Below are 23,872 nucleotides of genomic sequence, written 5' to 3'. Positions count from 1 at the left end.
TCGCTACAGCCCCGAGCGCTGCTTGAAAAGACCTGTGATGCCATTGCGCGTTCCGTATCTCGGCAAATGGGGCATATCCTGAACAAACTATTCGCCCTCCGGCGGGATTGATTTTGCCACCCGCTATCCGCTAACAGCTGTGCTGCGATGCAGCAAAAATATCGACGGGAGGAATTGAAGTCATGGCTGAGGTAACGCTGGCCGGCCTCGACACGATGAAGCGCGAAGGGCGGCGCTTTGCGGTCCTGACGGCCTATGACGCCACTTTCGCGGCAATGATGGGGCCGGTGGGTGTCGCGGTCGTTCTTGTCGGCGACAGCCTTGGCATGGTCGTCCAGGGACGCCGGTCCACCGCGCCGGTGACGATGGACGACATGATCTATCACACGGAATGCGTGGCGCGCGGCGTTCGCGACAGCGATGACAAGCCGCTCGTCATGGCGGACATGCCCTTTGCGACGACGTTTTCTCCGCTGGAAGCGGCGGGTCATGCCGCGCGGCTCATGCAGGCGGGCGCGAATATCGTCAAGGTGGAGGGCGGCGCGGTCATGGAGGAGACCGTAAGGTTCCTGACCGCTCACGGCATTCCGGTCTGCGCCCATCTCGGCCTGACGCCGCAGACGACGGACATGCTGGGCGGCTACCGCGTTCAGGGCAAGGGCGAAGGCGCGGGCAGGAAGATCGTTGAAGACGCTCTGGCGCTGGAGGCGGCCGGAGCGCGGATGCTGCTTTTCGAATGCGTGCCGAATGCCGTCGGCAAGGCGGTGGCGGAAGCGGCAAGGGTGCCGGTCATCGGCATCGGCGCGGGCCCTTCGGTGGATGCGCAGGTCCTCGTCCTGCATGACATGCTGAACCTCACCCGTGGGCGCAAGGCCCGCTTCGTGAAGAACTACCTTGAGGGGCGAGGCGATGTTGAAGCCGCGTTCCGTGCCTTCGTGGAGGAGGTGGAAACAGGCGCGTACCCGGCACCCGAACACTGCTACGGATGAATTTTCGCGACGCTTGACACCCTGGCGGACAAAAAAGGCCCGGTCGCGAGACCGGGCCTTTTCCGTTTCGTATGTGGCGAAGCGAGAAGCTTATTCTTCGTCGCCTTCCTCGCGCGCCTTGAGGGCGGCGCCCAGGATGTCGCCGAGCGACGCACCGGAGTCCGACGAACCGTACTGCGCGACGGCTTCCTTCTCCTCGGCGATTTCCAGCGCCTTGATGGAGACGGAGACGCGGCGCGTCTTCTTGTCGAACTGGGTAATGCGGGCGTCGAACTTCTCGCCGACGGAGAAGCGTTCCGGACGCTGCTCAGCGCGGTCGCGGGAAAGATCGGCGCGGCGCACGAAGGTCGCGAGGTCCGTGTCGACGATCTTCGCCTCCAGGCCGTTGTCCTTCACCTCGAGCACTTCGCAGGTCACGACGGCGCCCTTGCGGATTTCGCCGGCGGCCGCGGTCTCGAACGGATCGCCGCCGAGCTGCTTGATGCCGAGCGAGATGCGCTCCTTCTCGACGTCCACATCGAGGACCTGGGCGCTAACCATGTCGCCCTTCTTGAATTCCTCGATGACCTGCTCGCCCGGACGGTTCCAGTCGAGGTCGGAGAGGTGGACCATGCCGTCGACATCGCCTTCCAGGCCGATGAACAGGCCGAACTCGGTCTTGTTCTTGACCTCGCCCTCGACCTCGGTACCGACCGGGAACTTCTCGGCGAAGGCTTCCCACGGGTTCTGCAGGGTCTGCTTGAGACCGAGCGAGATGCGGCGCTTGACCGGATCGACCTCGAGGATCATCACCTCGACCTCCTGAGAGGTGGAGACGATCTTGCCCGGATGGACGTTCTTCTTCGTCCAGGACATCTCGGAAACGTGGATCAGGCCTTCGATGCCGGCTTCCAGCTCGACGAACGCACCGTAGTCGGTGATGTTCGTGACGCGGCCGGTAAACTTGGCGCCGACCGGGTACTTCGCCTCGATGCCGTCCCACGGGTCGGCTTCAAGCTGCTTCATGCCGAGCGAGATACGGTGCGTTTCCTGGTTGACGCGGATAATCTGCACCTTGACGGTCTGTCCGATCGACAGGACCTCGCTCGGATGGTTGATGCGCCGCCACGCGATGTCGGTGACGTGCAGCAGGCCGTCGATGCCGCCGAGGTCGACGAACGCACCGTAGTCGGTGATGTTCTTGACCACGCCTTCCACGACCTGACCTTCTTCCAGGCTCTGGACGAGCTCGGAGCGCTGCTCGGCGCGGGTCTCTTCAAGCACGACTCGGCGCGAGACGACGATGTTGCCGCGGCGCTTGTCCATCTTGAGGATCTGGAAGGGCTGGGGCGTATGCATCAGCGGAGTGACGTCGCGAACCGGGCGGATGTCCACCTGCGAACGCGGCAGGAAGGCCACGGCGCCGTCGAGATCGACGGTGAAGCCGCCCTTGACCTGGTTGAAGATCTGGCCGGTGACCTTTTCGCCCGCTTCGAATGCGACTTCAAGGCGTACCCAGCTCTCTTCGCGGCGGGCCTTGTCGCGCGACAGAACGGCTTCGCCGAGCGCATTCTCGACGCGCTCCAGGTAGACCTCGACTTCGTCGCCGACCTTAACGCCGCCTTCGTCCTCGCGGCCCTTGCCGCCGAATTCCTTCAAGGGAACGCGGCCTTCCACCTTGAGGCCGACGTCGATCACCGCGAGATCCTTCTCGATGGCGATCACCGTGCCCTTCACCACCGCGCCTTCGTAAAGCTCCTGAGTGGTGAAAGATTCTTCGAGAAGCGCGGCGAAATCGTCGCGGGTGGGGTTGAGAGTGTCCATGAATTCTCCTGAAAGCCATTACGGCTTGTCGCCGGCGGGTTCGTGTTGCTTCGGGATCGAGCGCTCATCCGGCCTGTTCGAGGGGAACAGGCAACCGCGTTTTCACGCGGGCCGGCGAAGCGGACGGTGCTGATCCGGGTTCGTCCAATTTTACGCCTCTGCCCGGATATGCCGGGCGAAGCGGTGTCGTCTCGCCCTCACAAGAGCCGGTGAGACGGAAAGCGGCCTGGAAAGCCAAGCGCAAGCGCCGATGTTACCGGGCCTGCTCGACGATATCCACAGCCGCCTTGAATGCGGCTTCTATATCCATTTCGCTCGTATCGAGCAAGTGGGCATCTTCAGCCGGTTTCAGCGGAGCGACGCTGCGTGAGGAGTCTCGCTCGTCGCGTTTCTTCAAATCCGCCAGGATCGAGGCATAGTCGGCGGGCTTTCCCTTGGAAAGAAGCTCATCCGTGCGCCGGCGCGCGCGCACCTGCGGAGAGGCGGTCACGTACAACTTCACGGGCGCGTCCGGGCAGACGACCGTGCCGATGTCGCGCCCGTCGAGAACCGCTCCCGGTTCGCGTTTGGCGAAGTCGCGCTGGAGGCGCACCAGTTCGTCGCGCAGGCCTTGCAGGACGGCGATGCGCGAAGCCGCTTCACCCACCTCATGCGCCGCGAGCACATCGCGATCGAGACGCGACAGATCGAGATTGCGCGCGACCGAGATCGCGATTTCCTCGTCGCCCAGAGGCAAGCCGCGTGCAAGAAGCGCCGCGGCGACCGCACGATAGGTCAGGCCGGTATCGAGATGGTGGAGCCCGTAGTGCCGGGCGAGCCGGCGGGCGAGGGTTCCCTTTCCGGATGCGGCGGGACCATCGATCGCAATGATCATGCCGCCTCCTTCGAGGAAGAGATATCGGCGCCGATTTGCGCCATGAGTTCACGAAAGCCCGGAAAGCTCGTGGCGATGACCGCGCCGTCATCCACGCTCACGGGCTTTTCGCCGGCAAGTCCAAGCACCAGGAAACTCATGGCGATGCGATGGTCGAGGTGCGTCGTCACCGTTCCGCCGCCGATCCGACTGCCGCCGCCGATGACGGTAAGCTCCGCCTCGCCCTCGCGGCAGGGCACGCCGTTGGCCTCAAGCCCCCGGGCGACCGCCGCAAGACGGTCGGATTCCTTCACGCGCAATTCATCCAGCCCCGGCATATGGGTCTCGCCTTTTGCAAAAGATGCCGCTACCGCAAGCACGGGATATTCGTCGATCATCGAAGGGGCGCGTTCCGCCGGCACCGTCACGCCTGCGAGCTTGCTGTGGCGCACATGGATGTCGCCGATCTCCTCGCCGCCGGTCTCGCGGATGTTCTCGATCTCGATATCGGCGCCCATTTCCTTCAGCGTCGTGAAAAGACCCGTGCGATGTTCGTTCAGGAGAACGTTTTCGACGACAAGGTCCGAACCGGGGGTAATCAGCGCGGCGACCACGGGGAAGGCGGCCGATGAAGGATCGCCCGGCACGGTAATGTCCTGAGGCTTCAGCGTCGGCTGCCCGACAAGACGAATGACGCGCTCGCCCGCGTCGTTGAGGTCCACGGTGATATCGGCGCCGAAGCCTTTCAGCATCTTTTCCGTATGGTCGCGGGTTGGAACCGGCTCGATGACCGTGGTCACGCCCGGCGCATTGAGCCCCGCGAGCAGCACGGCGGATTTGACCTGGGCGGATGCCACCGGCACGCGATAGGTGAGCGGGCTTGGCGTTTCGGGCCCGCGAACGGAAAGCGGCAGCCGGTCGCCAGCGCGGGCGACGACCTGGGTGCCCATCATGCGCAGCGGATCGAGCACCCGGCCCATCGGGCGGCGCGACAGCGAGGCGTCGCCCACGAATGTGGTCGCGATCGGGTGCGAACCGACGATACCGAGCGCAAGCCGGACGCCGGTGCCGGCATTGCCGAAGTCGATCACGCTTTCCGGCTCCAGCAGGCTGCCGAGACCGATGCCGTCGACCGTCCAGGTGCCGTCCGCGGCTTTTTCGACGCGCGCGCCAACCGCGCGCATGGCAGCGATCGTGTTCAGCACATCTTCGGATTCAAGAATTCCACGAACCGTGCTGCGCCCCACCGCAAGTGCCGAAAGCATGATCGAGCGATGCGAGATCGACTTGTCGCCCGGCACGCGAATGCGCCCTTTAAGCGGCTTGCCGGGGCTGGCGGTCAAAGGTTGGGGTGAAGAAGCGTGGGACATTTTCAATTCCGGGGTTGCATCGGCACCATAAAACGGCTCCTCCTAGAACATTCGGTCCGCATTTTGAACAATGTGTGCCGAATGCTCCGAGATTGTGAAAACGATCAGCTTTCCTTGTTCAGATCATTCCACCTGAGCGCAGGCTGATCTAGCACGAAGGAAGCGAGCCGTCACTGCCGCCGGCAGGTGATGGTTTCAGCGGTCCGGCCGGCGGGCTTTCGCGCCATTGCGTGTAGCGGTTTTGCCTAGCAGGGCAAGCTTGAAACCCGCCGGTGAGATTTGGCTTTGACACGCGGGCAGGCAGCGTTTATGCGATCCCCGCTAAATTGAGGATAAGGGTCTAGAACCGTGGCGAAACCGGAACTCGGCACCAAGCGCCTCTGCAGCGGATGCGGCGCAAAATACTACGATCTCAATCGCGACCCGATCACCTGTCCGAAGTGCGGGACGATCTTCGCGCTTGAAGCGGCCAGCGTGCGGCCTGCCAAGGCCTCCAAGAAGGCCGTGGTCGAAGAAGACGACGATGAAGAGGAGCTGGAAGGCGCCGAAATCGTCAGCCTCGAAGAGGCCGATGCCGACGAAGGCGACACCGTCGACGGCGATGACACGGACGACGTCGAGGTCGATGAGGACATTGGCGGCGACGAGGACGTCTTCATCGAGGAAGAGGATGATGACGACGGCGACGTCGGCATCGCGGTCGAGCGCGAGGACGACGACACCGATCGCTGAAGTTTGAAGCCGGATCATGGGCTGCGAAGCTGGGTATCGCGCTTCGCCGTCCACAGCTCCGCGAGCTTTGAAACATGCAAGCAGCGGACGGCGACATTGTGCTTGACACCTAGGGCGGACAATCTATGTTCCGCCCGCACCGGAGCGGTTTTCAGGCGGGTGAAATCACTTGGCTGGCAGAAAACCAACCCGGATCGAACAGTTGGGCATCCCGTGTGCGTTTGCATGGATTGGCGATGCTCGAAGGCCGGTTTCCCAAGCCGGCCGATCGGTTCGACGGACCGCCAATCGCGGGTGTGACGGACGGAAAACGGGGCCGTAGCTCAGTTGGGAGAGCGCTTGAATGGCATTCAAGAGGTCAGGGGTTCGATTCCCCTCGGCTCCACCAATTCCGTCAGTGTCGCACCGGTTTATGGCGGGCGTAACGGCGTTTCGCTCCTTGTGCGAAGCTTACGGCCGTTTCGTCGGATAAAGGGTTTTAGCGGGGCCGTAGCTCAGTTGGGAGAGCGCTTGAATGGCATTCAAGAGGTCAGGGGTTCGATTCCCCTCGGCTCCACCATCTTTCAGGAAAACCTAACACCATTCGCTGCGGATGCGCGCCGTCCGTAAATCGGCGCGCGATGCGGCTGAATTCGTCGGCGGCGAGCCATAACGCCCTTTTACTCTGCAGCATATCCCGCCGAATCTGAATCGAATTTGGCGGCGAGGATATTCTCAAGGTGCCTCTACCGGGGCGAATTCCGGTCAAGAAAATGCTCCATGCCGGTTCGCGGCGTCGCGCCCGAAGGTGCGAAAGGCCGGCAGGGTCAACTCCCGTGAAGACGTTGCCATAAAAAATCCTCCCCGGCGGCCCTGATTCATATCGGGCTGCCGGGAAGGATCGAGCTGTGACAGGAGCTGGAAGCTTTGGGCCGAAGCGCCCTATGCCGCGCGAAGTCCTTTCAGGAATTCCGAGATTTCGGAGGCCAGTGCGTTGGCATGTGTGGCAAGCTGTTCTGCCGACTGCAGGCTGCGTGCGGCGGTTTCGGTCGCGTCTTCCGTTACTTGCGTCACACGCTGGGTGCTGGAGGAGACGTCCTGGGTGCCGACCGAGACCTGCTGGACGCTTTGGGCGATTTCCTGCGTCGCGGAGGTCTGCTCCTCCACCGCGCTTGCAATCGTCGTCGCGATGCCGTCCAGCCCGCGGATCGTTGCCGATACCTTGGTGATCGCATCCGCGGACGTCGTCGTCGCCTGCTGGATCGCGGTCACCTGTTCGGAAATTTCCGACGTGGCCCGGCTGGTTTCATCGGCGAGTTTCTTCACTTCGGAGGCGACCACCGCAAACCCCTTGCCCGCATCGCCGGCACGAGCCGCCTCGATGGTGGCATTCAGCGCAAGCAGGTTCGTCTGTTCCGCGATATCGCTGATCAGGCCGACGACGGAGCCCACTCGGGCCGCCGTCTCCGACAGGACCTTGACCATGGAAACGGTCTGATCCGCATCGTTGGCGGCCGCGTTCGCCGCATCCGCCGATTCGGTGGCCTGGCGGCCGATTTCGCGTACCGATGCCGCAAGCTCTTCCGTGGCGGATGCCACCATCTGCACGTTCACACTGGCATCATGCGAACTGCTTGCCACGGATTGGGCCTCGTCTTTCGCCAGGCGCACCGCTTCGCTGAGGGATTGAGCGGCCGTACGCTGGTCGTTCGCGGCATGCTGAACCTGGGAAATTATGCCGCCGACGGTTTTCTCGAAGTTCGCGGCAAGTTCCTCCATCATCCGGCGCTGATGTTCGTCGGTATCACGCTTCAGGCGCTCCTGCTCCTCGGCAAGCCTGCGCGATTCGATCATATTGTCGCGAAATGCGGTCATCGCCTCGGCAAGCTGGCCGATCTCGTCCTTTCCGGCGGCCGGTATCGGCGTTTCGATGTTTCCGCCGGCAAGCTCGCTCAAGGCAGCCACCATTTTCTTCAGGGGCCGCGTGATCGTCATGATGGAGACGAACAGGGAGCCTACAAGCAAGGCCACGACCGCTATGCCGACGAATGTGAGGATCGCCGTGATCTGCGAATTCGCCTTTGCCTTGGCCTCGCTGTCGATCTGTTCGAACCGGTTGGCGATTTCCGCCTGCAAGGTGTTCGCCAGGGCGGTCATCATGCTGGCCGAGCGCGTCAGCCGCTTGGTTACGGCGTCAAAGCGGAATCTTTCCTCGAAGATGAAGTTCGTGACCGCGCTGTCCATCTGGAAAAGCAGGGCAAGGCCGTTGGTGCGGTCGGTCGAAGCTTTCGCGAATTCGATCAGCTTGGCAACCGTGGTCGCATTCCGGCGCAGGTACATGTACTGGCGAAAGAGGGCCTCGTCGCCGATTTCGGCGATGAGGATGTCGAAGTCCGACAGGGCCTCGATCGCAGACAGATATCCCGCCGTCGCTTCGTCGAGTTCGCCTACGAGCGTCTGGGATCTGTCGAGATACCCCGGGTCGCGATTCAGGAGGCCGATCTGCTGGTTGTTGGCGAGCGCGGAAACGGAGAGAACGAGCGTGTTTGTCGCCGCAAGCGCGTTTTGGGCCAGCAATTGCGATTTCGCGTGATCCTTCGTCTGCCAGGAAATATCGTCGAGGCTTGAGCTGAAGGTGTCGTACATCGTCTTTGCTTCGTAGACGACGGCACCGGCAAGCAGGATGATCGGGATCAACGCAAGCGCGAATACACGCGTGTTAATGCCCAACATCGACGCGATGGGTTGGGACTTCAGCCGTGCAATCATCGACTTTGTTGCGAGCATGGGATGTCCGACTCCGATTATTCTGCAGCGACGATGGCGGCCAGCTGGGCGCGCGAATATGCGATGACGTTCTTGACGTCGGCCGGGTTCTTTCCGGCCTGGGTCGGGATGCGTTCAAGGGCGTCCTCGTTGCCCAGCGAAACATTGAGCGCATAGATGTCGGCCAAAGCGAATTGCGCGGCGAGAAGGACATCGGAAGGACTGACCTGGTTCCCGCCCTCGGGCATGGGCGGAGCCGCGACGCCGGCGGGCAGGGCAAGCTTCGGATTGCTCTCGCCCGCGGCACGAAGATCGTCGATCAGGGCCATGACCTCCGAAAGGGCGTCGCTCGGCATCGCGGAACTGACGCGCTCGGCTTTCGCTTCGGTTGAAGCTCCAGTGAGGGCGACGGCCTTCCCCATCTCCTGACGGATTTCAAGGGCGGTGCGCTGCACATCGTTGGGAAGCGTCGAGGGCACACCCAGAAGCTCCAGGCCGGCGTTTATCGCCCGCAGATGCGCAAGCACTTCGCCGGGCACCTTGTCCTCGGCTTTCCCGGGCATGTCGATCTTGAGGTTCACACCGTAAATGGGCCCCAGTTCCTGGAGTTCGGCGGCAGCCTGCTCCAGAACGCCCACGACATGTGCGGGTTCCGTCGGCTTGGCCGGCGTGGCCGGCGCCGGGTTTTGAGCAAGACCATTGAGCAGGCGCAGGGTCTGGATGCGTTCGAAAACGTCTACCGCGACGCGCAGCACGTGCCTCGGCCGGCTTGGAACCACCTCGGGGTCAGGCAAATCCTTCACGTCGTAAAGGTCGGCCTCAAGCATCAGCAGAACCATAGACTTGATCTGGGCGGCGCGCTGAAAGGCGTCTGACGGCGTCAGGTCCTGGGCTGCGACCGGGGAGCAGTGCAGACCTAGCGTCATGAGCGACAATGCTGCAAACCGTTTGAATGCGCGCATGCGAACCTCGTTGGCGTATTTTCTATAAGGAACAAGAGCGTTTATGACGCCATAGATGCCATTAATTTATGTATAAAATTCTAATATCCTGAGAAATGCGTTTTTAATATTCGACACGAATCTCATTATTACAGAAAAATACATATAAAAACTTACTATAGGTAACAAATATATCGAAAAGACTTCATTTATATGATTTTATATAGATTCAGGTGTCTTCCGTAGTATAAAATCATCTTTTAATTGAATATCGAAAAAGAACATTCTTAAGTTGCTCGAAAACAGTTTCAGTTGTGCGGCAGATCGCGACGAATGTGACCGGCCCGGCCAATCCGCAAAGCGCGATGAACGAAAGTCCGAGCGTTTCCACCGGTGAGTGCGGAGAGACGGCGACAAAGGCAACGGCACCGGCGGGCGGATGAATCGCGTTCATGGACGCCATCAGGAAGAGCGTGACGGCGATAGTCACGGTCACCAGAATTCCCGCGGGTACGAAAGGAGATGCATGGAACAGGACAAAGCCGACGGTTGCAGCCGTCATATGGGCGGTCACGATCGTTCGAAAGCTGGCAACCGGTTCGTTCTGAAGGGCGATCAGCACCACGGCAAGGGCGCCATAGGAACCAAGGATGAAATCCTGCGGGACCAGGGGCGACAAGATATGTGCGATCGCGAAGAAAAGCGCCGTGGCCACAAGACCCTTGATGCCGATGGACAAAACATCCGCGTTCGCACGCATTTTCAGGAAGCCTGTCTGGACAGATTGCGGGCTATCAGCTTCGAGGACTCTCCGATTTCGTCCGATATCCGCTTCAGTTCGTCGGTCAACGCGCCGAATTCCCGGCCGTATTCGCCGGCTCGTATGGAGGAAATCTTGGCGTTGAAGGCGACAAGTCGAGACATATGCGCCGATTTCTGAATTTTTTCGAGCGCGTTCAGTACTGAACGGGTTTCGTTCTCCCTCACTTTATCGATATTCTTGTTGAACGCGATGTAGTCGTCTTCCAGCGCCTTTACGACGGCCTGGAGCAGGATGAGCAGATCGCCCTTGATGAAGGTGATGGCCTGCAGAAGTTCTGCCAGGTCGTATGTCTGGCCGCCGATCATGTCGGCCTCGTATCGTTCGCACAGCGATATGAAGCGTTCGATGTGCCGCGCGCCTTGCGCCTTGCCGAACAGGATTTCCTTGACGCTTTCGGAAAACAGGGGAGGGATGGCGCGCTTGCGGTCTCCTTCGACCAGCGTTGAATGCGCCGAGAGAAAGTCCGAAGCCGCACGCCTGAATGCGTCGATGTCCTCTTCGCCGATCTCCCGCCCGCCCTGCCTGTGGATATGGAAGTTCAACAGGTATAGTCCGACGCGCTGGGAAAGCATGCGCTGCCGGCCGGCAAGATTGATCAAGGCGACGTAGACGGGGCCGCTGAGGTCGGCTCTTTCCGACGGCTCCTGGGTGTGCAAGGTGTCGGGGTTCATGCGCGTTCCCCCATCTGTGGGCGGCCGCTGCCGGCCGGTTTGCGGCGCGGGTGTCAGGCCGCGGAGGCCCTGTTCACAATCTCGTCGCGCGTCGTTTCCACGACGGACAGAATGCTGTCGACGAGATGTCCGGGAACGCACAGCTCCTCGAGCGTCGCCTTGATGTGACCGCCGACGTTGTCGAAATCTTGATCGGTCAGGTTCAGGTGCGCATGGGATGTGCGCAGGTCCTTGCCGTTATACTGCGCCGCGCCGCCCAGTGCGTAAGTTAGAAACAGGCGCATTTTCATTCTTTGCTTGGCGACATCCATTCCGTCGAAGAAATGTGAGGTGTTTTTATCGTCAAGAAGGCGTGTGTATAGTATGTTTACCGCTGCGTCAACAGCCTCTTTGCCGCCGATATCATCATATATTGACATTTACGCTCCTTTCGATTCGAAATCTGTTACTACAATAGCGTTTAATACTTAAATTTCGATATATAGGTGCAGCATTTGCGAACTATTCGGTTTCCCGCAGGAAACGTAGGCCATCGCGGAAGGGTGCCTTTTCGTGCGTACGCTCGGAAACTTCCCGGCTTTTCCCGCCGCATCGCATCGTGCGCCCGAAATCGTGATCGGTGGGTGTCATCTAATGTTCATTTGAACGCCATTAATCTTTCATCCGAAAACGATTTGGTGCTATTCAAGATCAGTCGTCAGGTTTTGCCGGTCGATGCAGGACGCGGCGGAGGCCGATTGATCGAGTGCGTCCTGAAACCCAAAAAGGGAGGTATGAATGGCACATTCCCGCGCTATCGCACATATCGTCGCTGTTGCGGCGCTTGCAAGCACATCCACCGCGGCGCTCGCGGCCACCGAGGTTGAATGGTGGCACGCAATGGGCGGCGAACTCGGCGAGAAGGTCGAGGAGATCGCGGCGAACTTCAACAAGTCCCAGTCCGACTACGTCGTGAAGCCGGTCTACAAGGGTAACTACACCGAGACCATGACCGCCGCGATCGCGGCATTCCGCGCCAAGGAACAGCCGGCGATCGTGCAGGTGTTCGAAGTCGGCACCGCAACGATGATGGCCGCCGAAGGCGCTGTCTATCCCGTCTACAAGTTGATGGAAGAGGCTGGCGAGCCTTTTGACCAGGCGGCGTTCCTGCAGCCGGTCATCGGCTACTACACGGATGCGAACGGCAAGATGCTGTCGATGCCGTTCAACTCGTCCACGCCGGTTCTCTACTACAACAAGGATCTCTTCGAGAAAGCGGGCATTTCCGAAGCCCCGAAGACCTGGCCGGAAGTCGGCGAGGCGGCGAAGAAGCTCCAGGAAAACGGCGTCGCCTGCGGCTTCACGACCGGCTGGCAGTCGTGGGTGCAGCTTGAGAATTTCTCGGCCTGGCACAACGTTCCCTTCGCGACGCTCGCCAACGGTTTCGGCGGGCTGGGAACCGAACTTGTGATCAATTCGGACATTCACAAGAAGCACATCGGCCAGCTCGGCGAGTGGCAGAAGACCAAGGTGTTCGATTACGGCGGACGCCGCTCGGATTCCGCGCCGAAGTTCTATTCCGGCGAATGCGCCATGTACATGAACTCCTCCGCTTCGCGCGCGGGCGTTCTGGCGAACATGGAAGGTGTCAACGTCGGCGTGTCCAAGCTGCCGTACTGGCCGGACGTGGAAGGCGCTCCGCAGAACTCCATCATCGGTGGCGCGACGCTGTGGGTCCTCGGCGGCCATGATGCCGAGGAATACAAGGGCGTGGCGAAGTTCTTCACGTTCCTGTCGTCCGCGGAAGTGCAGGCGGACTGGCACCAGTTCACCGGCTACCTGCCGATCACCACGGCGGCCTACGAGCTCTCGAAGGAACAGGGCTACTACGAGAAGAACCCGGGTGCGGACGTCGGCATCGAGCAGATGCTCGGCAAGGCTCCGACGGAAAACTCCAAGGGCCTTCGCCTCGGCAACTTCGTCCAGATCCGCGATGTCATCAACGAGGAGCTGGAACTGGTCTGGTCGGGTGAAAAGTCGGCCGAAGAGGCGCTCGACACCGCGGTCGACCGCGGCAACAAGCTTCTTCGCCAGTTCGAAAAAGCCAACAACTAAGCTCAAGACAAGGCCGGCGGCGCAGGTGCTGCGCCCGCCGGCTCATTGCAGCTGCAAGCCGTCCCGGTCGTCCGGGGCGGCTTCGGGTCTGGACGACCTTGCACGACATTCGTGCCTGGTGAGGCAAAGAGCGACGGCGCATGCAAACAAAGCGCATAACCTTCAATAACAGGTGGCTGCCCTACCTTCTCGTGGCGCCCCAATTGGCGATAACGCTGGTATTCTTCATCTGGCCGGCAAGCCAGGCGCTCTACCAGTCCGTGTTGAGAGAGGACGCATTCGGGTTGAGCTCGGAGTTCGTCTGGTTCGAGAATTTCGAGACGCTCTTTGACGACCCGCTTTACCTCTCTTCCTTCAAGGTGACGCTCGTCTTCAGTGCGGGCACGACGCTCCTGTCGATGGGGGCGGCCCTTCTACTCGCGGTCATGGCCGACCGGGTGATCCGTGGCTCGACCTTCTACAAGACGTTTCTGATCTGGCCTTATGCGGTCGCTCCGGCGGTGGCGGGCGTGCTTTGGTGGTTCATGTTCAATCCCACCATCGGCATCCTTGCCTATACGATGCGCCAGCTCGGCTACGACTGGAACCACACGCTCAATGCCAATGACGCTTTGTTGCTGATCATCATCGCCGCCGCGTGGAAGCAGGTTTCCTATAATTTCCTCTTCTTCCTGGCCGGGCTTCAGGCGATTCCGCGCTCGCTGATTGAGGCGGCCGCGATCGACGGAGCGGGGCCGCAAAAGCGCTTCTGGACGATCGTCTTTCCGCTTCTGTCGCCAACCGCCTTCTTCCTCATGGTGGTCAACATCGTCTACTCGTTCTTCGAAACCTTCGCCATCGTCCACGCCACGACCGCCGGCGGGCCGGGACAGGCCACCTCGATCCTGGTCTACAAGGTCTGGCGCGACGGTTTCGTCAGCCTCGACCTTGGCGGGTCGGCGGCTCAGTCCGTCATCCTCATGCTGATCGTCATCAGTCTGACGGTGGTGCAGTTTCGCTTCATCGAACGCCGCGTCGAGTACTGAGGGAGGACGGCATGGTAGAAAACAGACCCTGGCTTACCTTCATCAGCCATCTCGTGCTCATCATCGGCCTTGCGATCGTGGTCTTCCCCGTGTGGGTGGCCTTCGTCGCCTCCACCTACGATCCGAAGTCGATGCTCTCGGGCGTCGTGCCGCTGACGCCCGGCGATCAGTTCTTCCAGAACTACTACCAGATATTCGTCGAAGGGCTGTCCTCGGCGGGCGCACCGCCCGTAGGGCTCATGATGGTGAACAGCATGGTGATGGCCATGGCGATCGCCATCGGAAAGATCGCGATTTCGATCATCTCCGCCTTCGCGATCGTCTATTTCAAGTTTCCGGGCCGGGTGCTCGCCTTCTGGACCATCTTCATCACGCTGATGCTTCCTGTGGAAGTGCGCATTCTGCCCACGTTCGAGGTGACAGCGGGCCTCGGCCTCCTCAATTCGTACTCGGGCCTTACGTTGCCCCTGATCGCCAGCGCCACGGCGACATTCCTTTTCCGGCAGTTCTTCATGACCATTCCGGAAGAGCTGTCGGAGGCCGCGAGAATAGACGGTGCGGGTCCGCTCAAGTTCTTCCGCGATATCCTGCTGCCCTTGTCGCGAACCAATATGGCAGGCCTTTTCGTCATCCTCTTCATCTACGGGTGGAACCAGTATCTCTGGCCGCTGATCGTGACGACGGACGAAAGCTACTACACGATCGTCATGGGCATTCAGCGGATGGTGACGGTTCCCGATTCCGAACCGCTCTGGCATGTAATCATGGCGACCGTGCTTCTCGCCATGATCCCGCCGGTGCTGGTCGTTGTGTTCATGCAGCGCCTCTTCATCAAGGGCCTTGTAGAGACGGAGAAATAAGAAGACATGGCCACCATCTCGCTCGACAAAGTCCGCAAGGTCTATGCCGGCGGCGTAGAAGCCGTGAAGGGCGTTTCGATCGACATCGCCGACGGAGAGTTCATCGTTCTCGTCGGCCCGTCGGGCTGCGGCAAGTCCACGCTCTTGCGAATGATCGCGGGGCTGGAGGAAATCTCGGACGGCGAAATCCGCATCGGGGACCGTGTGGTCAACCGCGTGGAGCCGGCCGACCGCGATATCGCCATGGTTTTCCAGAACTATGCGCTCTATCCGCATATGACGGTCTACAACAATCTCGCCTACGGCCTGAAAAACCGGGGCGAGCCGAAGGACGAGATCGATAAACGCGTCAAGGAGGCGGCACGCATCCTTGAGATCGGCGATTTTCTGGACCGCAAGCCGCGCCAGCTTTCCGGCGGCCAGCGGCAGCGTGTCGCCATGGGCCGGGCGATCGTGCGCAAGCCCGCGGCCTTCCTCTTCGACGAGCCGCTGTCCAACCTTGATGCGAAACTGCGTGTCCAGATGCGTATCGAGATCAAGCGTCTGCAGGAGACCCTGGGCACGACGAGCGTATACGTCACGCACGACCAGCTCGAGGCGATGACGCTCGCCCATCGTCTCGTCGTCTTGAACCATGGCCGTATCGAGCAGATCGGGACGCCTTTGGAAGTTTATGAAAAACCGGCATCGACCTTCGTTGCCGGCTTCATCGGTTCGCCGGCCATGAACCTCATTCCCGTCAAGGCGAAGGATGGACGCCTGCATCTGGAAAGCGGAGAAGGGCTCGACGCGCCGGACGGTTTCGGCGCGGAACATGCACTCCTTGGCGTCAGGCCGGAGGATCTTCAGGTGGACGCGGATGGGGCGGAAAACGCCGACGCTCTATCGCTCAGGATGAAGGTCATTGCCGTTGAGCCGGTGGGTGCTGAAAGCTATGTCCACGGTCGGGTAGCCGGCGTTGTGGATGATGTCGTCGTGCGTGTGCCGGCGAAGGCCGAATTTTCGGCCGGCGCCGAGCTCAACCTCAAGGCATCGCGCGACCGGCTCCATGTGTTCGATGCGGCGAACGGCGGGCGCCTTAACGGATAGGGTCCGGGAAGGTCTCTTCCTGCCACGGGACCATGATGTGAAAACGCCGCGGAGCTAGAAAGGCCTCGCGGCGTTTTGCGTTCACTGGACGATCTTGATGCTGCGGATCTTGTCGATACCGTTCTCGCTCCCGTCGTAGGTGATCTCGACACGGTCACCTTGCTTCGCGGGAACGGGCAGGTTGAAATTCTTCAGGTCGACGTCGACGATCGTGCGGTCCGTCAGGTGCAACTGGCGCTTCGCCTGGTCATAGGAAACGACGCGGGAAGACAGAACGTCCGCATATGCGGTGGTTGCCGAAACGGCGAGCAGCGCAGCGGTCGCTGCCACGAAATATTGGCGCATGGCCGATTTTCCGATCAAGTGAGAAACCCCGCACATATCCGCCCGGCGGGCGGCTTACGCAAGGATCGCGCATTATCGGCATTCCTGTTGTGGCCATGAAACGTTATTTTCGCAGGTCTTTTCGTACGGCCCCCACAATTTCGTCATGGCTTGGGTCACCTTGAAACCGTGGGCCCAAACCGCCATATCTATAACCAAACGAGGCGATGTTCGCCTTGGCCGGGTGCCTGAAAAGGGTCCGAATATCAATGGTATCCGCCGCCGCAAGACGGGGCGGAAGAAGGTCGCTCAGGCGACGGCCGCTTGAAAAGGGCAATCGAAATGACGCGTGTATCGGCGTTTTCCAGTCCCCTTCTGCTCGGTTTCGACGATATCGAGCGGGTTCTGGACAGGGTCAGCAAGGCGACCAACGACGGTTATCCTCCGTACAACATCGAGAGAATGCCCCGCACGGACGGCCACGGCGATGTCATACGCATAACGCTAGCCGTTGCCGGCTTCACGCGCGAGCAGCTTGACGTGTCGGTTGAGGAAAACCAGCTCGTCATCCGCGGACGTCAGGAAGAAGAGGACAAGTCACGGCAATTCCTCCATCGGGGTATCGCCGCGCGGCAGTTCCAGCGTACCTTTGTTCTTGCCGAAGGCATCGAGATCCTCGGCGCCGAACTCAAGGACGGACTCCTGTCGATCGATCTGTTTCGGCCCGAACCGGAGCGGATCGTGCGGCGGATCGAAATTACCGCGCGCGATTGAGAGACGGTTTCCCATCAAGGCATGGCGGCCACATGTACTGGAGTAGCCCAATGACCCGTGAAGAGTTCAAATCCTCGAAAATACCGAGCGAGGCTCTGCAAAGCCTCGGCGCCGGGCATATCGCCTATGTGAAACCGATGACCTCGGAAGACGTGAATTCGCTTTTTCCCGAAACGCCGAAGCTCGAAGCAGGGCTGAAGCTGTGGGTGCTGCTCCATGCCGACGGCACGCCGATCCTGCTTGCGGACAGCCGCGAGGCGGCGGTTGCGAATGCGGCGGAGCAGGAACTGGAGACCGTAAGCCTGCACTGAACCGTCAGGCAAGCAACGCGTCTTTTGTTAGGAAAAGGGGAAGGCATCGGCCTTCCCCTTTTTGCGTACATGCCCGTAGCGAAGCCTTCCCGCATCACGCGGCGTTCGACGAGGCCGATGGCTGCATCAGGATCGTATAGAGCGCTTCCGCATCGGCGGTCGCCCGCAGCTTCTGCGCCGTGCCGCTGTCGCGCAACAGGCGTGCGATCCTCGCAAGCGCCTTCAGGTGATCGGCACCTGCCCCTTCGGGCGCGAGAAGCAGGAAGATAAGGTCCACGGGCTGATCGTCGAGAGCATCGAAATCGATCGGCTTTTCCAGTCTCGCGAACAGGCCGACGAGCTTGTCGAGCGCGACGAGCTTGCCGTGGGGAATGGCGATGCCGTTGCCCACACCCGTGGAACCGAGCCTTTCGCGCTGGAGCAGCGTGTCGAAGATATCGCGCTGGGGCAGTCCGGTCACGGCAGCGGCCTTCGCCGCCAGTTCCTGGATCGCCTGCTTCTTGCTCGTCGCCTTGAGTACAGGGACCACGGCTTGCGGTGAGATCAGATCGCTAAGATCCATAAGATAATCTCTGCTTTCGGTTCAAACCCGGCCAATCACGCAGCCTGGAATTTGTTTTGCGCGGCTCACCCGGCCCGGCCGTTTTTGGCCAGATCCGGGTCCACCCAGCCGAAGTTCCCGTCCGCACGGCGGTAAACCACGTTTACGGCACCGCTACCGGCATTTCGGAAAACGACGACCGGGGCTTCGCTGAGGTCGAGTTCCATGACCGCCATCCCGACGGTCATCGTTTTGATCTTCGCCGAAGTTTCCGCCACGACGACGGGCGTGAAATCGGCAGGCAGTTCCTCGTCTTCCTCGGTGGAAGCAAGAACGTATGACGAGGCCTCGAGCACGTCGCGGCCGTTACCGGCGCTCTTGTGATCTTTCAGCTTGCGCTTGTAGCGGCGCAGGCGCTTTTCTATGCGGTCGGCCGCGGCATCAAAGCTGGGGCGCGGTTCCTGGCTGTCTGCGGAAACCTGAAGAACAATGCCGGTATCGAGGTGCAGCGCGCACTCCGTGCGAAAGCCGGAACCTTCACGGCCGATCGTTATGTGGCCCGTATATCCGCCGTCGAAATATTTCGACATGGCTTCTTCGACCCGGTCTTCGATGTGGGCGCGCAACGCATCGCCAACGTCGACGTTCTTCCCCGAAACCCGCAGTGTCATGGGAACCTCTTATCGTTATCGAGACGAACCTGCGTGACCGCCTTTGCAGATTGTTCCGCGTCATGCCGGACGGCCTTCGGCGCATGGGGGTTTCCCAAACGGCAAAAGCCGGCTGCCACGCCAAAGTCCGGCGCGGTCCGGCTGCGGCGGTCGCTATAAGCGGCCTTGCCAGCGAAGTCAATCGATGGCGTCATCGAAACGTCACGCGAGCGTTCGCGCCAACCGAGGGCGCGTTTGTTACGTTGTCGACAAGTCGCGGCAACTGACATGGTCCGCACCTACTGAATCGGATCGGGAGCCGTCAGGCGCTTCTGGCGCGAGCGCGCTTTTCCCGTCTCCGTTGAACCGATGAGCCAATGCGCATCGATTCCCTATATTTTGCAACTGTTCGGCGGGCAATGTCGATGCCTTCTTGCTGCAGATTTTTGACAATCGCATCATCGGACAAAACCGCCTCGGCGCTTTCGGCGTCGATCATCTCCTTGATCCTGTAACGTACGGATTCCGCGGAGTGATCGTCGCCGCCCTCCGTCGCCGAGATTGCGGAGGTGAAGAAGTACTTCAATTCGAAGATTCCGCGCGGGGTGGACATATATTTGTTCGACGTCACGCGGCTGACCGTCGATTCATGCATTTCAATGGCTTCCGCGATGGCGCGAAGGTTGAGCGGCCGCAAATGGCGCACCCCATGCGTGAGGAAAGCGTCCTGCTGACGAACGATTTCGCTGGAGACCTTCAGGATGGTGCGCGCGCGCTGGTCCAGGCTCTTCACGAGCCAGTTCGCCGTTTGCAGGCAATCGGTCAGAAAAGCCTTGTCGGTATCGGACTTCGCCGTCTTCGAAACCGTCGCGTAATATCCCTGGTTGACCAGCAGCCTGGGCAGGGTTTCCGAGTTCAGCTCTATGGACCATCCGCCGTCGGATGCCGGGTAGACCAGAACGTCCGGCACGACCGGCTGGAGAGGGGAGTTGGAAAAGCCGCTGCAAGGCTTGGGGTCGAGGAGCTTCAGTTCGCCAACCATGTCGGCAAGATCTTCGTCGTCCACGCCGCAAAGGCGCCTGAGGGCGGCATAGTCGTGGCGGGCCAGAAGCTCGAGATTGTCGATCAGGGCCTCCATCGCCGGGTCGTAGCGGTTCTTCTCCTTCAGCTGAAGGGCCAGGCATTCCTTGAGGGATGTCGCGAACACGCCGGTCGGCTCGAAAGTTTGAAGTGCCGCCAGCACGGCATCGATGCGGCTTCGTTCAACGCCGAGGCGCTGTGCCGCCTCGTCCAGATCGATGCGCAGATATCCGTCGCTGTCGAGACTGTCGGCAAGGTGCCCGGCGATAATGCGGTCCGCAGGGTCGGCAATGGCCAGAGGGATCTGTTCGCCAAGATGCTGAGAAAGGGAAACCTCGGAAGCAACGAACGCCTCGAGATTGTAATCGTCGCTGGAAACATGGGACGATGCGGGGCCTGGGGCCTGCCACGGGTCGCCTTTCATCGCCGCGGGGTCGGGCGCCTGCTGAACGCCGCTGTCGTCCTGGAAGACATTGCCGAGATCGGTATCCATCCGCGAGGCGATTTCGGAGGAGCGGGGGTCGAGGTCCTGCTGCATCCAGTCGCCGTCGGACGCCGGCGCTTCGCCTGCCTCGGCATTTTCCGATGAAGGGTACGGTTCGTCCGCGTTCTGCTGCGGGTCGGTTCGTTCCAGAAGCGGATTGCGCTCCAGTTCCGTCTCCACATAGGAAACGAGATCGACATTGGACATCTGCAGCAGCTTGATGGCCTGCATCAGCTGCGGCGTCATTACCAGTGACTGGGATTGCCTTATTTCGAGCTTCGGCGATAGTGCCATGTGCATTCCCGCGGTCCACTCGCCGGATGCCGGACCGATTTTCCGGCATCCTCCCCCGCGATGGTCCGATTCTTGCTTTGTAGTTTAATCCACGATTCGCTCAAAGCGTAAATTGTTCGCCGAGGTAGAGGCGGCGCACGTCCGGATTGGCGACGATTTCATAGGGGCTGCCCTCGGTCAGCACCTCCCCGGAGGCGATGATATAGGCGCGGTCGATCAGGCCGAGCGTTTCGCGCACGTTGTGGTCGGTTATGAGTACGCCGATTCCGCGCTGGGTCAGATGCCGGACAAGCTGCTGGATATCGCCGACCGCGATAGGGTCGATGCCGGCGAATGGCTCGTCGAGCAGCATGAAGGAAGGCCGGCTCGCCAGTGCCCTGGCGATTTCGACGCGCCGGCGCTCGCCGCCCGAAAGCGCGATCGCCGGGGACTTGCGCAGATGCGTGACGCCGAATTCGTCGAGCAGCGCATCGAGGTCGGCTTCACGCTGGCTCTTGTCGGGCTCGACCACCTCAAGCACGGCGCGAATGTTTTCCTCAACCGTAAGGCCCCGGAAAATGGAGGCTTCCTGCGGCAGGTAGCCGATGCCAAGACGCGCTCGGCGGTACATCGGCAGCCGGGTGATGTCGAAACCGTCGAGACGGATGGTGCCGTGATCGGGCTGTATCAGGCCGGTGATCATGTAAAAGCACGTCGTCTTGCCCGCGCCGTTCGGCCCGAGCAGGCCCACGGCCTCGCCGCGCTCCACCGTCAGGCTGACGTGACGCACGACCTGCCGCCGGCGATATGTCTTGCCGATGCCGTCGACCACCAGAAAGCCGTCCTCCGCCTTCCCCGTGCCGGCGATGTCGTGCCCGGGGTGCCTCGCCGCATGGGGATCCGGCGCATGGGCGGTGCCATTGCCGTCGGACGATTTGCGGAAAAGGGGGGAGAAGAGCTTCACGGAATTCCAATGCCGTCTGGGCCGTGGCGAGGGTGAGACGTTTCGTGGCGCTGCAAAGCGCCAAATCCTCATCGCGGCCTGTTAAACTTCGCCGAACCTGTTGTTTAGGCGCATATCGGCGGTCTGTCGAGCCGCATCAGTTGCCGCTCTGTTGCGTCTTGAAACCGTTCGGCTGGATCAGCACCTTCACGCGTCCGCTCTTGGGCGCTTCGAGATCCGCCTGCCCGGTTTTCAGGTTGACGGTCAGCTTGCTGCCGACGACCACGTTCGGACCTTGTGAAAGCACCACTTCATCGCCGGTCATGACCATGATCTGGCTGTTCATGTCGAATGTCGCCGCCTCGCCGGTCGCGGTCTGGTCCTTGGAGGCGATATAGACCCGTCCGCTAGCCTCGAGCTTCGAAATGCGCTGCTGGACGCCGTCGGCGGCCGATCCTGCGTAATGGACCACGAGGCGCTGGGTCTTCAGCACCGAGTCGCCCTGCGTCACGTGCACGTCGCCGGAAAAGACAGCGCTCTGGTCCTTGTCCTGCACCTTGAGTTCCTTCGCCTCGATCTGGATCGGCTCGCGATCGTTGGAGCCGAAGCCCGCGAATGCGTCGGAGAAGGTCTGGGCGCTGGTCCTGGAACCCGCGGAGAGCATCACGAGCGATGCCACCGCCAGGGCAAACGCAATTTTGCCGAATGTACGCGTCATTTTTCGGTCTCCTTTGCCGGCGGCTGCAGGGTCATCGATATCCCGTCGAAGAATACAAGGGAACTGTCGTGTTTATCAAAACGCATTCGTGAGGCCTTCAGCGTGCCTTGGCTGGTGGCGATGGAGATCGGGTCATCGGTGGTCAGCGATCCTTCCTGGAGGTCGACGAAAAGGCGTTCCAGCTCCGCCGAATGCCCGTCGCTGGTGGCAACGGAAATGCCCCCCGAAAGCCGCAGCGTTTCCGCCTGGCTGTCGTAGGTGCCGTTTGCCGCTTCGATTGCGACCCGCTGGTTCTGCTCGACTTTCAGCTCGGCGACGATCGTTTCAAGATCGAATATCCGGGGGTCGGAAATGCGCTGGATGGCTCTTGTCGCGGCGACACGGTAGGAGCGTTTGCCGTCGTGGCCGGAAAGCTCCGGCTGGTCCATGACAAGGCCGTCCGCGGTCAGGCTGATCTTGCCGAAGCCGAGGTTGGACAGATAGTTGGTGATGCCGATCAGGGCAACGACGCCGACAAACAGCAGGATACCCAGCCCCGGAATCCCCACCTTCAGCACCTTTACCAGGCGGCTGTGGCGTATGGCGGCGCGGCGCGTGCGCATCCGGCGTGAAAAATCCACGCCACTCCACTCCGTTTCGAAACGGCCGGACACCAAGGTATCGTCGTGGAGGCGTTTGTCCATCGTTGCAGCGTCTGCGATTCTCGCCGGAAGTACGTGCAGGCCAGCCGGTTATCGCCGCTCTATACCGCCGCACGCGCCGCAATTATCGGTTCGTGAAACGGATCGAACGGGCCGGCAACGCCCGGTCCCACCACATATATAGGCGAGGTGGACGAGAATGTCTCGATACCTTGTGCAAGGCGAATGCGCCGTCAGGAATGGGCGAAAATATCGCTCTCTTCGAAGCCGGCGAGGTCGAGCTTCGCGCGGGTCGGCAGGAAGGTGAAGGCGGCTTGGGCGAAGGCGGTCCGTTCCTCGCGTTCAAGAAGGCCCGTCAGGCGCTCGCGCAGGTCGTGCAGGTAAAGAACGTCCGAAGCCGCATAGGCGAGTTGCGCATCGCTCAGCTCCTCGGCCGCCCAGTCGGAAGACTGCTGCTGCTTGGAAATCTCCACGCCGATCAACTCGCGGCAAAGGTCCTTCAGGCCGTGACGGTCGGTATAGGTGCGCACGAGCTTTGAGGCGATCTTCGTGCAGAACACGGGTTCGGCCATGACGCCCAGATACTTGTGGATCACCGCGAGGTCGAAGCGGGCGAAGTGGAAGATCTTCGGCTTGCCGGGGTCCGAGATCAGGCGCGCGAGGTTCGGCGCTTCCCGCTGTCCCCGGTCGATCTGCACGACATCCGCGGTCCCGTCGCCCGGCGACAGCTGCACGAGGCAAAGCCGGTCGCGATGCGGGTTGAGGCCGAGCGTTTCCGTGTCGATGGCGACGGCTTTCGCATTCGCATAGGCATCGAGGTCGGGAAGGTCGTTTTTATGCAGGCGGATGGTCATGGCGGCCTCTTTCGATCAACCTGGCATCATATCGATACGCCATATCGATACGTGCGCGGGCAAATGTCGGGGCTATTTAGCTTGCCTGCACGATTCGCGGGAAACAAAAAAGCGGCCGGGCAAGCCTCGACCGCTTTTTTTGGATGTCTTGTCGACCGGTCTCCCGCCGATATCGGCAGCCAAGCGAGAGTAGATATCGAAAACGGATGGTGCCCAGGAGAGGAATCAGCGGAAATCCCTCTTGCGCATTGTTTCTATTAGCCTTTTTGCGGCGCTTCTTGTGC

The 23,872-nt window shown here is 60.9% G+C and carries 24 protein-coding genes and 2 tRNA genes; 10 read left to right on the top strand and 16 right to left on the bottom strand.

Going from position 1 to position 23,872, the window contains the following annotated elements; all coding sequences use genetic code 11:
* Positions 1 to 182 precede the first annotated feature (182 nt).
* The gene (gene panB, locus GR183_RS17615) at positions 183 to 989 is read left to right on the top strand and encodes a 3-methyl-2-oxobutanoate hydroxymethyltransferase (protein WP_160776980.1); all 807 of its coding nucleotides are present in this window, start codon (positions 183 to 185) and stop codon (positions 987 to 989) included.
* A 90-nt stretch (positions 990 to 1,079) separates the two neighbouring features.
* On the opposite strand, the gene rpsA is transcribed toward panB, so the two are convergent.
* From rpsA to aroA, 3 genes are all read right to left on the bottom strand, one after another.
* A complete protein-coding gene (rpsA, locus tag GR183_RS17610) occupies positions 1,080 to 2,792 on the bottom strand; it encodes a 30S ribosomal protein S1 (protein ID WP_160776979.1) in 1,713 nt (570 codons plus the stop codon).
* Between the two features lie 253 nt (positions 2,793 to 3,045).
* On the bottom strand, positions 3,046 to 3,666 hold the full coding sequence (cmk, locus tag GR183_RS17605; RefSeq protein ID WP_160776978.1) for a (d)CMP kinase: 621 nt from the start codon (positions 3,664 to 3,666) through the stop codon (positions 3,046 to 3,048).
* A complete protein-coding gene (aroA, locus tag GR183_RS17600; RefSeq protein ID WP_160776977.1) occupies positions 3,663 to 5,015 on the bottom strand; it encodes a 3-phosphoshikimate 1-carboxyvinyltransferase in 1,353 nt (450 codons plus the stop codon). The genes cmk and aroA overlap by 4 nt, the downstream gene beginning before the upstream one ends.
* A 348-nt stretch (positions 5,016 to 5,363) precedes the next feature.
* On the opposite strand from aroA, the gene GR183_RS17595 reads away from it, so the two are divergent.
* The 3 genes from GR183_RS17595 to GR183_RS17585 all read left to right on the top strand — a co-directional run bounded on the left by GR183_RS17595 (position 5,364) and on the right by GR183_RS17585 (position 6,306).
* Positions 5,364 to 5,747, top strand: coding sequence for a TIGR02300 family protein (locus GR183_RS17595; protein WP_160776976.1), 384 nt, complete (start codon positions 5,364 to 5,366; stop codon positions 5,745 to 5,747).
* A gap of 312 nt (positions 5,748 to 6,059) precedes the next feature.
* Positions 6,060 to 6,135: transfer RNA gene (locus GR183_RS17590), tRNA-Ala, on the top strand.
* A 95-nt stretch (positions 6,136 to 6,230) separates the two neighbouring features.
* Positions 6,231 to 6,306, top strand: a tRNA-Ala gene (locus tag GR183_RS17585).
* A gap of 362 nt (positions 6,307 to 6,668) precedes the next feature.
* Here the strand turns inward: GR183_RS17585 and GR183_RS17580 are convergent.
* The 5 genes from GR183_RS17580 to GR183_RS17560 all read right to left on the bottom strand — a co-directional run bounded on the left by GR183_RS17580 (position 6,669) and on the right by GR183_RS17560 (position 11,346).
* Positions 6,669 to 8,513 carry a methyl-accepting chemotaxis protein gene (locus GR183_RS17580; protein ID WP_160776975.1) on the bottom strand — a complete coding sequence of 615 codons (1,845 nt, stop codon included), beginning with the start codon at positions 8,511 to 8,513 and terminating at the stop codon, positions 6,669 to 6,671.
* A 17-nt stretch (positions 8,514 to 8,530) separates the two neighbouring features.
* Positions 8,531 to 9,454, bottom strand: coding sequence for a hypothetical protein (locus GR183_RS17575; protein WP_160776974.1), 924 nt, complete (start codon positions 9,452 to 9,454; stop codon positions 8,531 to 8,533).
* Positions 9,455 to 9,686: 232 nt separating this feature from the next.
* Positions 9,687 to 10,193 carry an HPP family protein gene (locus GR183_RS17570; RefSeq protein ID WP_160776973.1) on the bottom strand — a complete coding sequence of 169 codons (507 nt, stop codon included), beginning with the start codon at positions 10,191 to 10,193 and terminating at the stop codon, positions 9,687 to 9,689.
* Positions 10,194 to 10,195: 2 nt separating this feature from the next.
* On the bottom strand, positions 10,196 to 10,927 hold the full coding sequence (locus tag GR183_RS17565) for a type IV pili methyl-accepting chemotaxis transducer N-terminal domain-containing protein (RefSeq protein WP_160776972.1): 732 nt from the start codon (positions 10,925 to 10,927) through the stop codon (positions 10,196 to 10,198).
* Between the two features lie 53 nt (positions 10,928 to 10,980).
* Positions 10,981 to 11,346, bottom strand: coding sequence for a group I truncated hemoglobin (locus tag GR183_RS17560; RefSeq protein WP_160776971.1), 366 nt, complete (start codon positions 11,344 to 11,346; stop codon positions 10,981 to 10,983).
* A gap of 358 nt (positions 11,347 to 11,704) precedes the next feature.
* Between GR183_RS17560 and ugpB the strand changes: the two genes are divergently transcribed.
* The 4 genes from ugpB to GR183_RS17540 all read left to right on the top strand — a co-directional run bounded on the left by ugpB (position 11,705) and on the right by GR183_RS17540 (position 15,995).
* A complete protein-coding gene (gene ugpB, locus GR183_RS17555; RefSeq protein ID WP_160776970.1) occupies positions 11,705 to 13,021 on the top strand; it encodes a sn-glycerol-3-phosphate ABC transporter substrate-binding protein UgpB in 1,317 nt (438 codons plus the stop codon).
* A gap of 140 nt (positions 13,022 to 13,161) precedes the next feature.
* Complete coding sequence (gene ugpA / locus GR183_RS17550; protein WP_160776969.1) at positions 13,162 to 14,046, top strand: sn-glycerol-3-phosphate ABC transporter permease UgpA; 885 nt, start codon at positions 13,162 to 13,164, stop codon at positions 14,044 to 14,046.
* 11 nt (positions 14,047 to 14,057) lie between these two features.
* Positions 14,058 to 14,906 carry a sn-glycerol-3-phosphate ABC transporter permease UgpE gene (gene ugpE, locus GR183_RS17545; protein WP_160776968.1) on the top strand — a complete coding sequence of 283 codons (849 nt, stop codon included), beginning with the start codon at positions 14,058 to 14,060 and terminating at the stop codon, positions 14,904 to 14,906.
* Between the two features lie 6 nt (positions 14,907 to 14,912).
* Complete coding sequence (locus GR183_RS17540; protein WP_160776967.1) at positions 14,913 to 15,995, top strand: sn-glycerol-3-phosphate import ATP-binding protein UgpC; 1,083 nt, start codon at positions 14,913 to 14,915, stop codon at positions 15,993 to 15,995.
* Between the two features lie 81 nt (positions 15,996 to 16,076).
* On the opposite strand, the gene GR183_RS17535 is transcribed toward GR183_RS17540, so the two are convergent.
* Positions 16,077 to 16,340 (bottom strand): hypothetical protein, encoded by a 264-nt coding sequence (locus GR183_RS17535; RefSeq protein ID WP_160776966.1) that lies wholly within the window; start codon positions 16,338 to 16,340, stop codon positions 16,077 to 16,079.
* A gap of 321 nt (positions 16,341 to 16,661) precedes the next feature.
* On the opposite strand from GR183_RS17535, the gene GR183_RS17530 reads away from it, so the two are divergent.
* Positions 16,662 to 17,093: an Hsp20 family protein gene (locus tag GR183_RS17530; RefSeq protein WP_160776965.1), complete on the top strand. Its 432-nt coding sequence runs from the start codon at positions 16,662 to 16,664 to the stop codon at positions 17,091 to 17,093.
* 50 nt (positions 17,094 to 17,143) lie between these two features.
* On the top strand, positions 17,144 to 17,404 hold the full coding sequence (locus tag GR183_RS17525; protein WP_160776964.1) for a BQ00720 family protein: 261 nt from the start codon (positions 17,144 to 17,146) through the stop codon (positions 17,402 to 17,404).
* Positions 17,405 to 17,498: 94 nt separating this feature from the next.
* Here the strand turns inward: GR183_RS17525 and ptsN are convergent, their stop codons facing one another.
* The 7 genes from ptsN to GR183_RS17490 form a co-directional block, all read right to left on the bottom strand.
* The gene (gene ptsN, locus GR183_RS17520; protein ID WP_160776963.1) at positions 17,499 to 17,966 is read right to left on the bottom strand and encodes a PTS IIA-like nitrogen regulatory protein PtsN; all 468 of its coding nucleotides are present in this window, start codon (positions 17,964 to 17,966) and stop codon (positions 17,499 to 17,501) included.
* 65 nt (positions 17,967 to 18,031) lie between these two features.
* Complete coding sequence (gene hpf / locus GR183_RS17515; RefSeq protein ID WP_160776962.1) at positions 18,032 to 18,616, bottom strand: ribosome hibernation-promoting factor, HPF/YfiA family; 585 nt, start codon at positions 18,614 to 18,616, stop codon at positions 18,032 to 18,034.
* Between the two features lie 301 nt (positions 18,617 to 18,917).
* Entirely contained in the window at positions 18,918 to 20,453 is a 1,536-nt protein-coding gene (gene rpoN / locus GR183_RS17510; RefSeq protein WP_160776961.1) for an RNA polymerase factor sigma-54, read from the bottom strand.
* Between the two features lie 100 nt (positions 20,454 to 20,553).
* Positions 20,554 to 21,300 carry an LPS export ABC transporter ATP-binding protein gene (lptB, locus tag GR183_RS17505; RefSeq protein WP_160777157.1) on the bottom strand — a complete coding sequence of 249 codons (747 nt, stop codon included), beginning with the start codon at positions 21,298 to 21,300 and terminating at the stop codon, positions 20,554 to 20,556.
* 232 nt (positions 21,301 to 21,532) lie between these two features.
* Positions 21,533 to 22,093: a lipopolysaccharide transport periplasmic protein LptA gene (lptA, locus tag GR183_RS17500; protein ID WP_160776960.1), complete on the bottom strand. Its 561-nt coding sequence runs from the start codon at positions 22,091 to 22,093 to the stop codon at positions 21,533 to 21,535.
* Positions 22,090 to 22,776 carry an LPS export ABC transporter periplasmic protein LptC gene (gene lptC / locus GR183_RS17495; RefSeq protein ID WP_160776959.1) on the bottom strand — a complete coding sequence of 229 codons (687 nt, stop codon included), beginning with the start codon at positions 22,774 to 22,776 and terminating at the stop codon, positions 22,090 to 22,092. The genes lptA and lptC overlap by 4 nt, the downstream gene beginning before the upstream one ends.
* A 191-nt stretch (positions 22,777 to 22,967) precedes the next feature.
* Positions 22,968 to 23,588 (bottom strand): ribonuclease D, encoded by a 621-nt coding sequence (locus tag GR183_RS17490; RefSeq protein WP_160776958.1) that lies wholly within the window; start codon positions 23,586 to 23,588, stop codon positions 22,968 to 22,970.
* Positions 23,589 to 23,872 lie beyond the last annotated feature (284 nt).

The organism is Stappia sediminis (genome assembly GCF_009826895.1).
Classification (GTDB): domain Bacteria; phylum Pseudomonadota; class Alphaproteobacteria; order Rhizobiales; family Stappiaceae; genus Hongsoonwoonella; species Hongsoonwoonella sediminis.
The sequence above is the reverse complement of the archived record's forward strand: the minus strand, read 5'-3'. Positions and strand labels throughout refer to the sequence as shown.

Excerpts from the sequence above, each read along its gene's own strand:
- panB (WP_160776980.1), top strand. The coding sequence starts at position 183 with ATGGCTGAGGTAACGCTGGCCGGCCTCGACACGATGAAGCGCGAAGGG.
- rpsA (WP_160776979.1), bottom strand. The coding sequence starts at position 2,792 with ATGGACACTCTCAACCCCACCCGCGACGATTTCGCCGCGCTTCTCGAA.
- cmk (WP_160776978.1), bottom strand. The coding sequence starts at position 3,666 with ATGATCATTGCGATCGATGGTCCCGCCGCATCCGGAAAGGGAACCCTC.
- aroA (WP_160776977.1), bottom strand. The coding sequence starts at position 5,015 with ATGTCCCACGCTTCTTCACCCCAACCTTTGACCGCCAGCCCCGGCAAG.
- GR183_RS17580 (WP_160776975.1), bottom strand. The coding sequence starts at position 8,513 with ATGCTCGCAACAAAGTCGATGATTGCACGGCTGAAGTCCCAACCCATC.
- GR183_RS17575 (WP_160776974.1), bottom strand. The coding sequence starts at position 9,454 with ATGCGCGCATTCAAACGGTTTGCAGCATTGTCGCTCATGACGCTAGGT.
- GR183_RS17570 (WP_160776973.1), bottom strand. The coding sequence starts at position 10,193 with ATGCGTGCGAACGCGGATGTTTTGTCCATCGGCATCAAGGGTCTTGTG.
- GR183_RS17565 (WP_160776972.1), bottom strand. The coding sequence starts at position 10,927 with ATGAACCCCGACACCTTGCACACCCAGGAGCCGTCGGAAAGAGCCGAC.
- GR183_RS17560 (WP_160776971.1), bottom strand. The coding sequence starts at position 11,346 with ATGTCAATATATGATGATATCGGCGGCAAAGAGGCTGTTGACGCAGCG.
- ugpB (WP_160776970.1), top strand. The coding sequence starts at position 11,705 with ATGGCACATTCCCGCGCTATCGCACATATCGTCGCTGTTGCGGCGCTT.
- ugpA (WP_160776969.1), top strand. The coding sequence starts at position 13,162 with ATGCAAACAAAGCGCATAACCTTCAATAACAGGTGGCTGCCCTACCTT.
- ugpE (WP_160776968.1), top strand. The coding sequence starts at position 14,058 with ATGGTAGAAAACAGACCCTGGCTTACCTTCATCAGCCATCTCGTGCTC.
- GR183_RS17540 (WP_160776967.1), top strand. The coding sequence starts at position 14,913 with ATGGCCACCATCTCGCTCGACAAAGTCCGCAAGGTCTATGCCGGCGGC.
- GR183_RS17535 (WP_160776966.1), bottom strand. The coding sequence starts at position 16,340 with ATGCGCCAATATTTCGTGGCAGCGACCGCTGCGCTGCTCGCCGTTTCG.
- GR183_RS17530 (WP_160776965.1), top strand. The coding sequence starts at position 16,662 with ATGACGCGTGTATCGGCGTTTTCCAGTCCCCTTCTGCTCGGTTTCGAC.
- GR183_RS17525 (WP_160776964.1), top strand. The coding sequence starts at position 17,144 with ATGACCCGTGAAGAGTTCAAATCCTCGAAAATACCGAGCGAGGCTCTG.
- ptsN (WP_160776963.1), bottom strand. The coding sequence starts at position 17,966 with ATGGATCTTAGCGATCTGATCTCACCGCAAGCCGTGGTCCCTGTACTC.
- hpf (WP_160776962.1), bottom strand. The coding sequence starts at position 18,616 with ATGACACTGCGGGTTTCGGGGAAGAACGTCGACGTTGGCGATGCGTTG.
- rpoN (WP_160776961.1), bottom strand. The coding sequence starts at position 20,453 with ATGGCACTATCGCCGAAGCTCGAAATAAGGCAATCCCAGTCACTGGTA.
- lptA (WP_160776960.1), bottom strand. The coding sequence starts at position 22,093 with ATGACGCGTACATTCGGCAAAATTGCGTTTGCCCTGGCGGTGGCATCG.
- lptC (WP_160776959.1), bottom strand. The coding sequence starts at position 22,776 with ATGGACAAACGCCTCCACGACGATACCTTGGTGTCCGGCCGTTTCGAA.
- GR183_RS17490 (WP_160776958.1), bottom strand. The coding sequence starts at position 23,588 with ATGACCATCCGCCTGCATAAAAACGACCTTCCCGACCTCGATGCCTAT.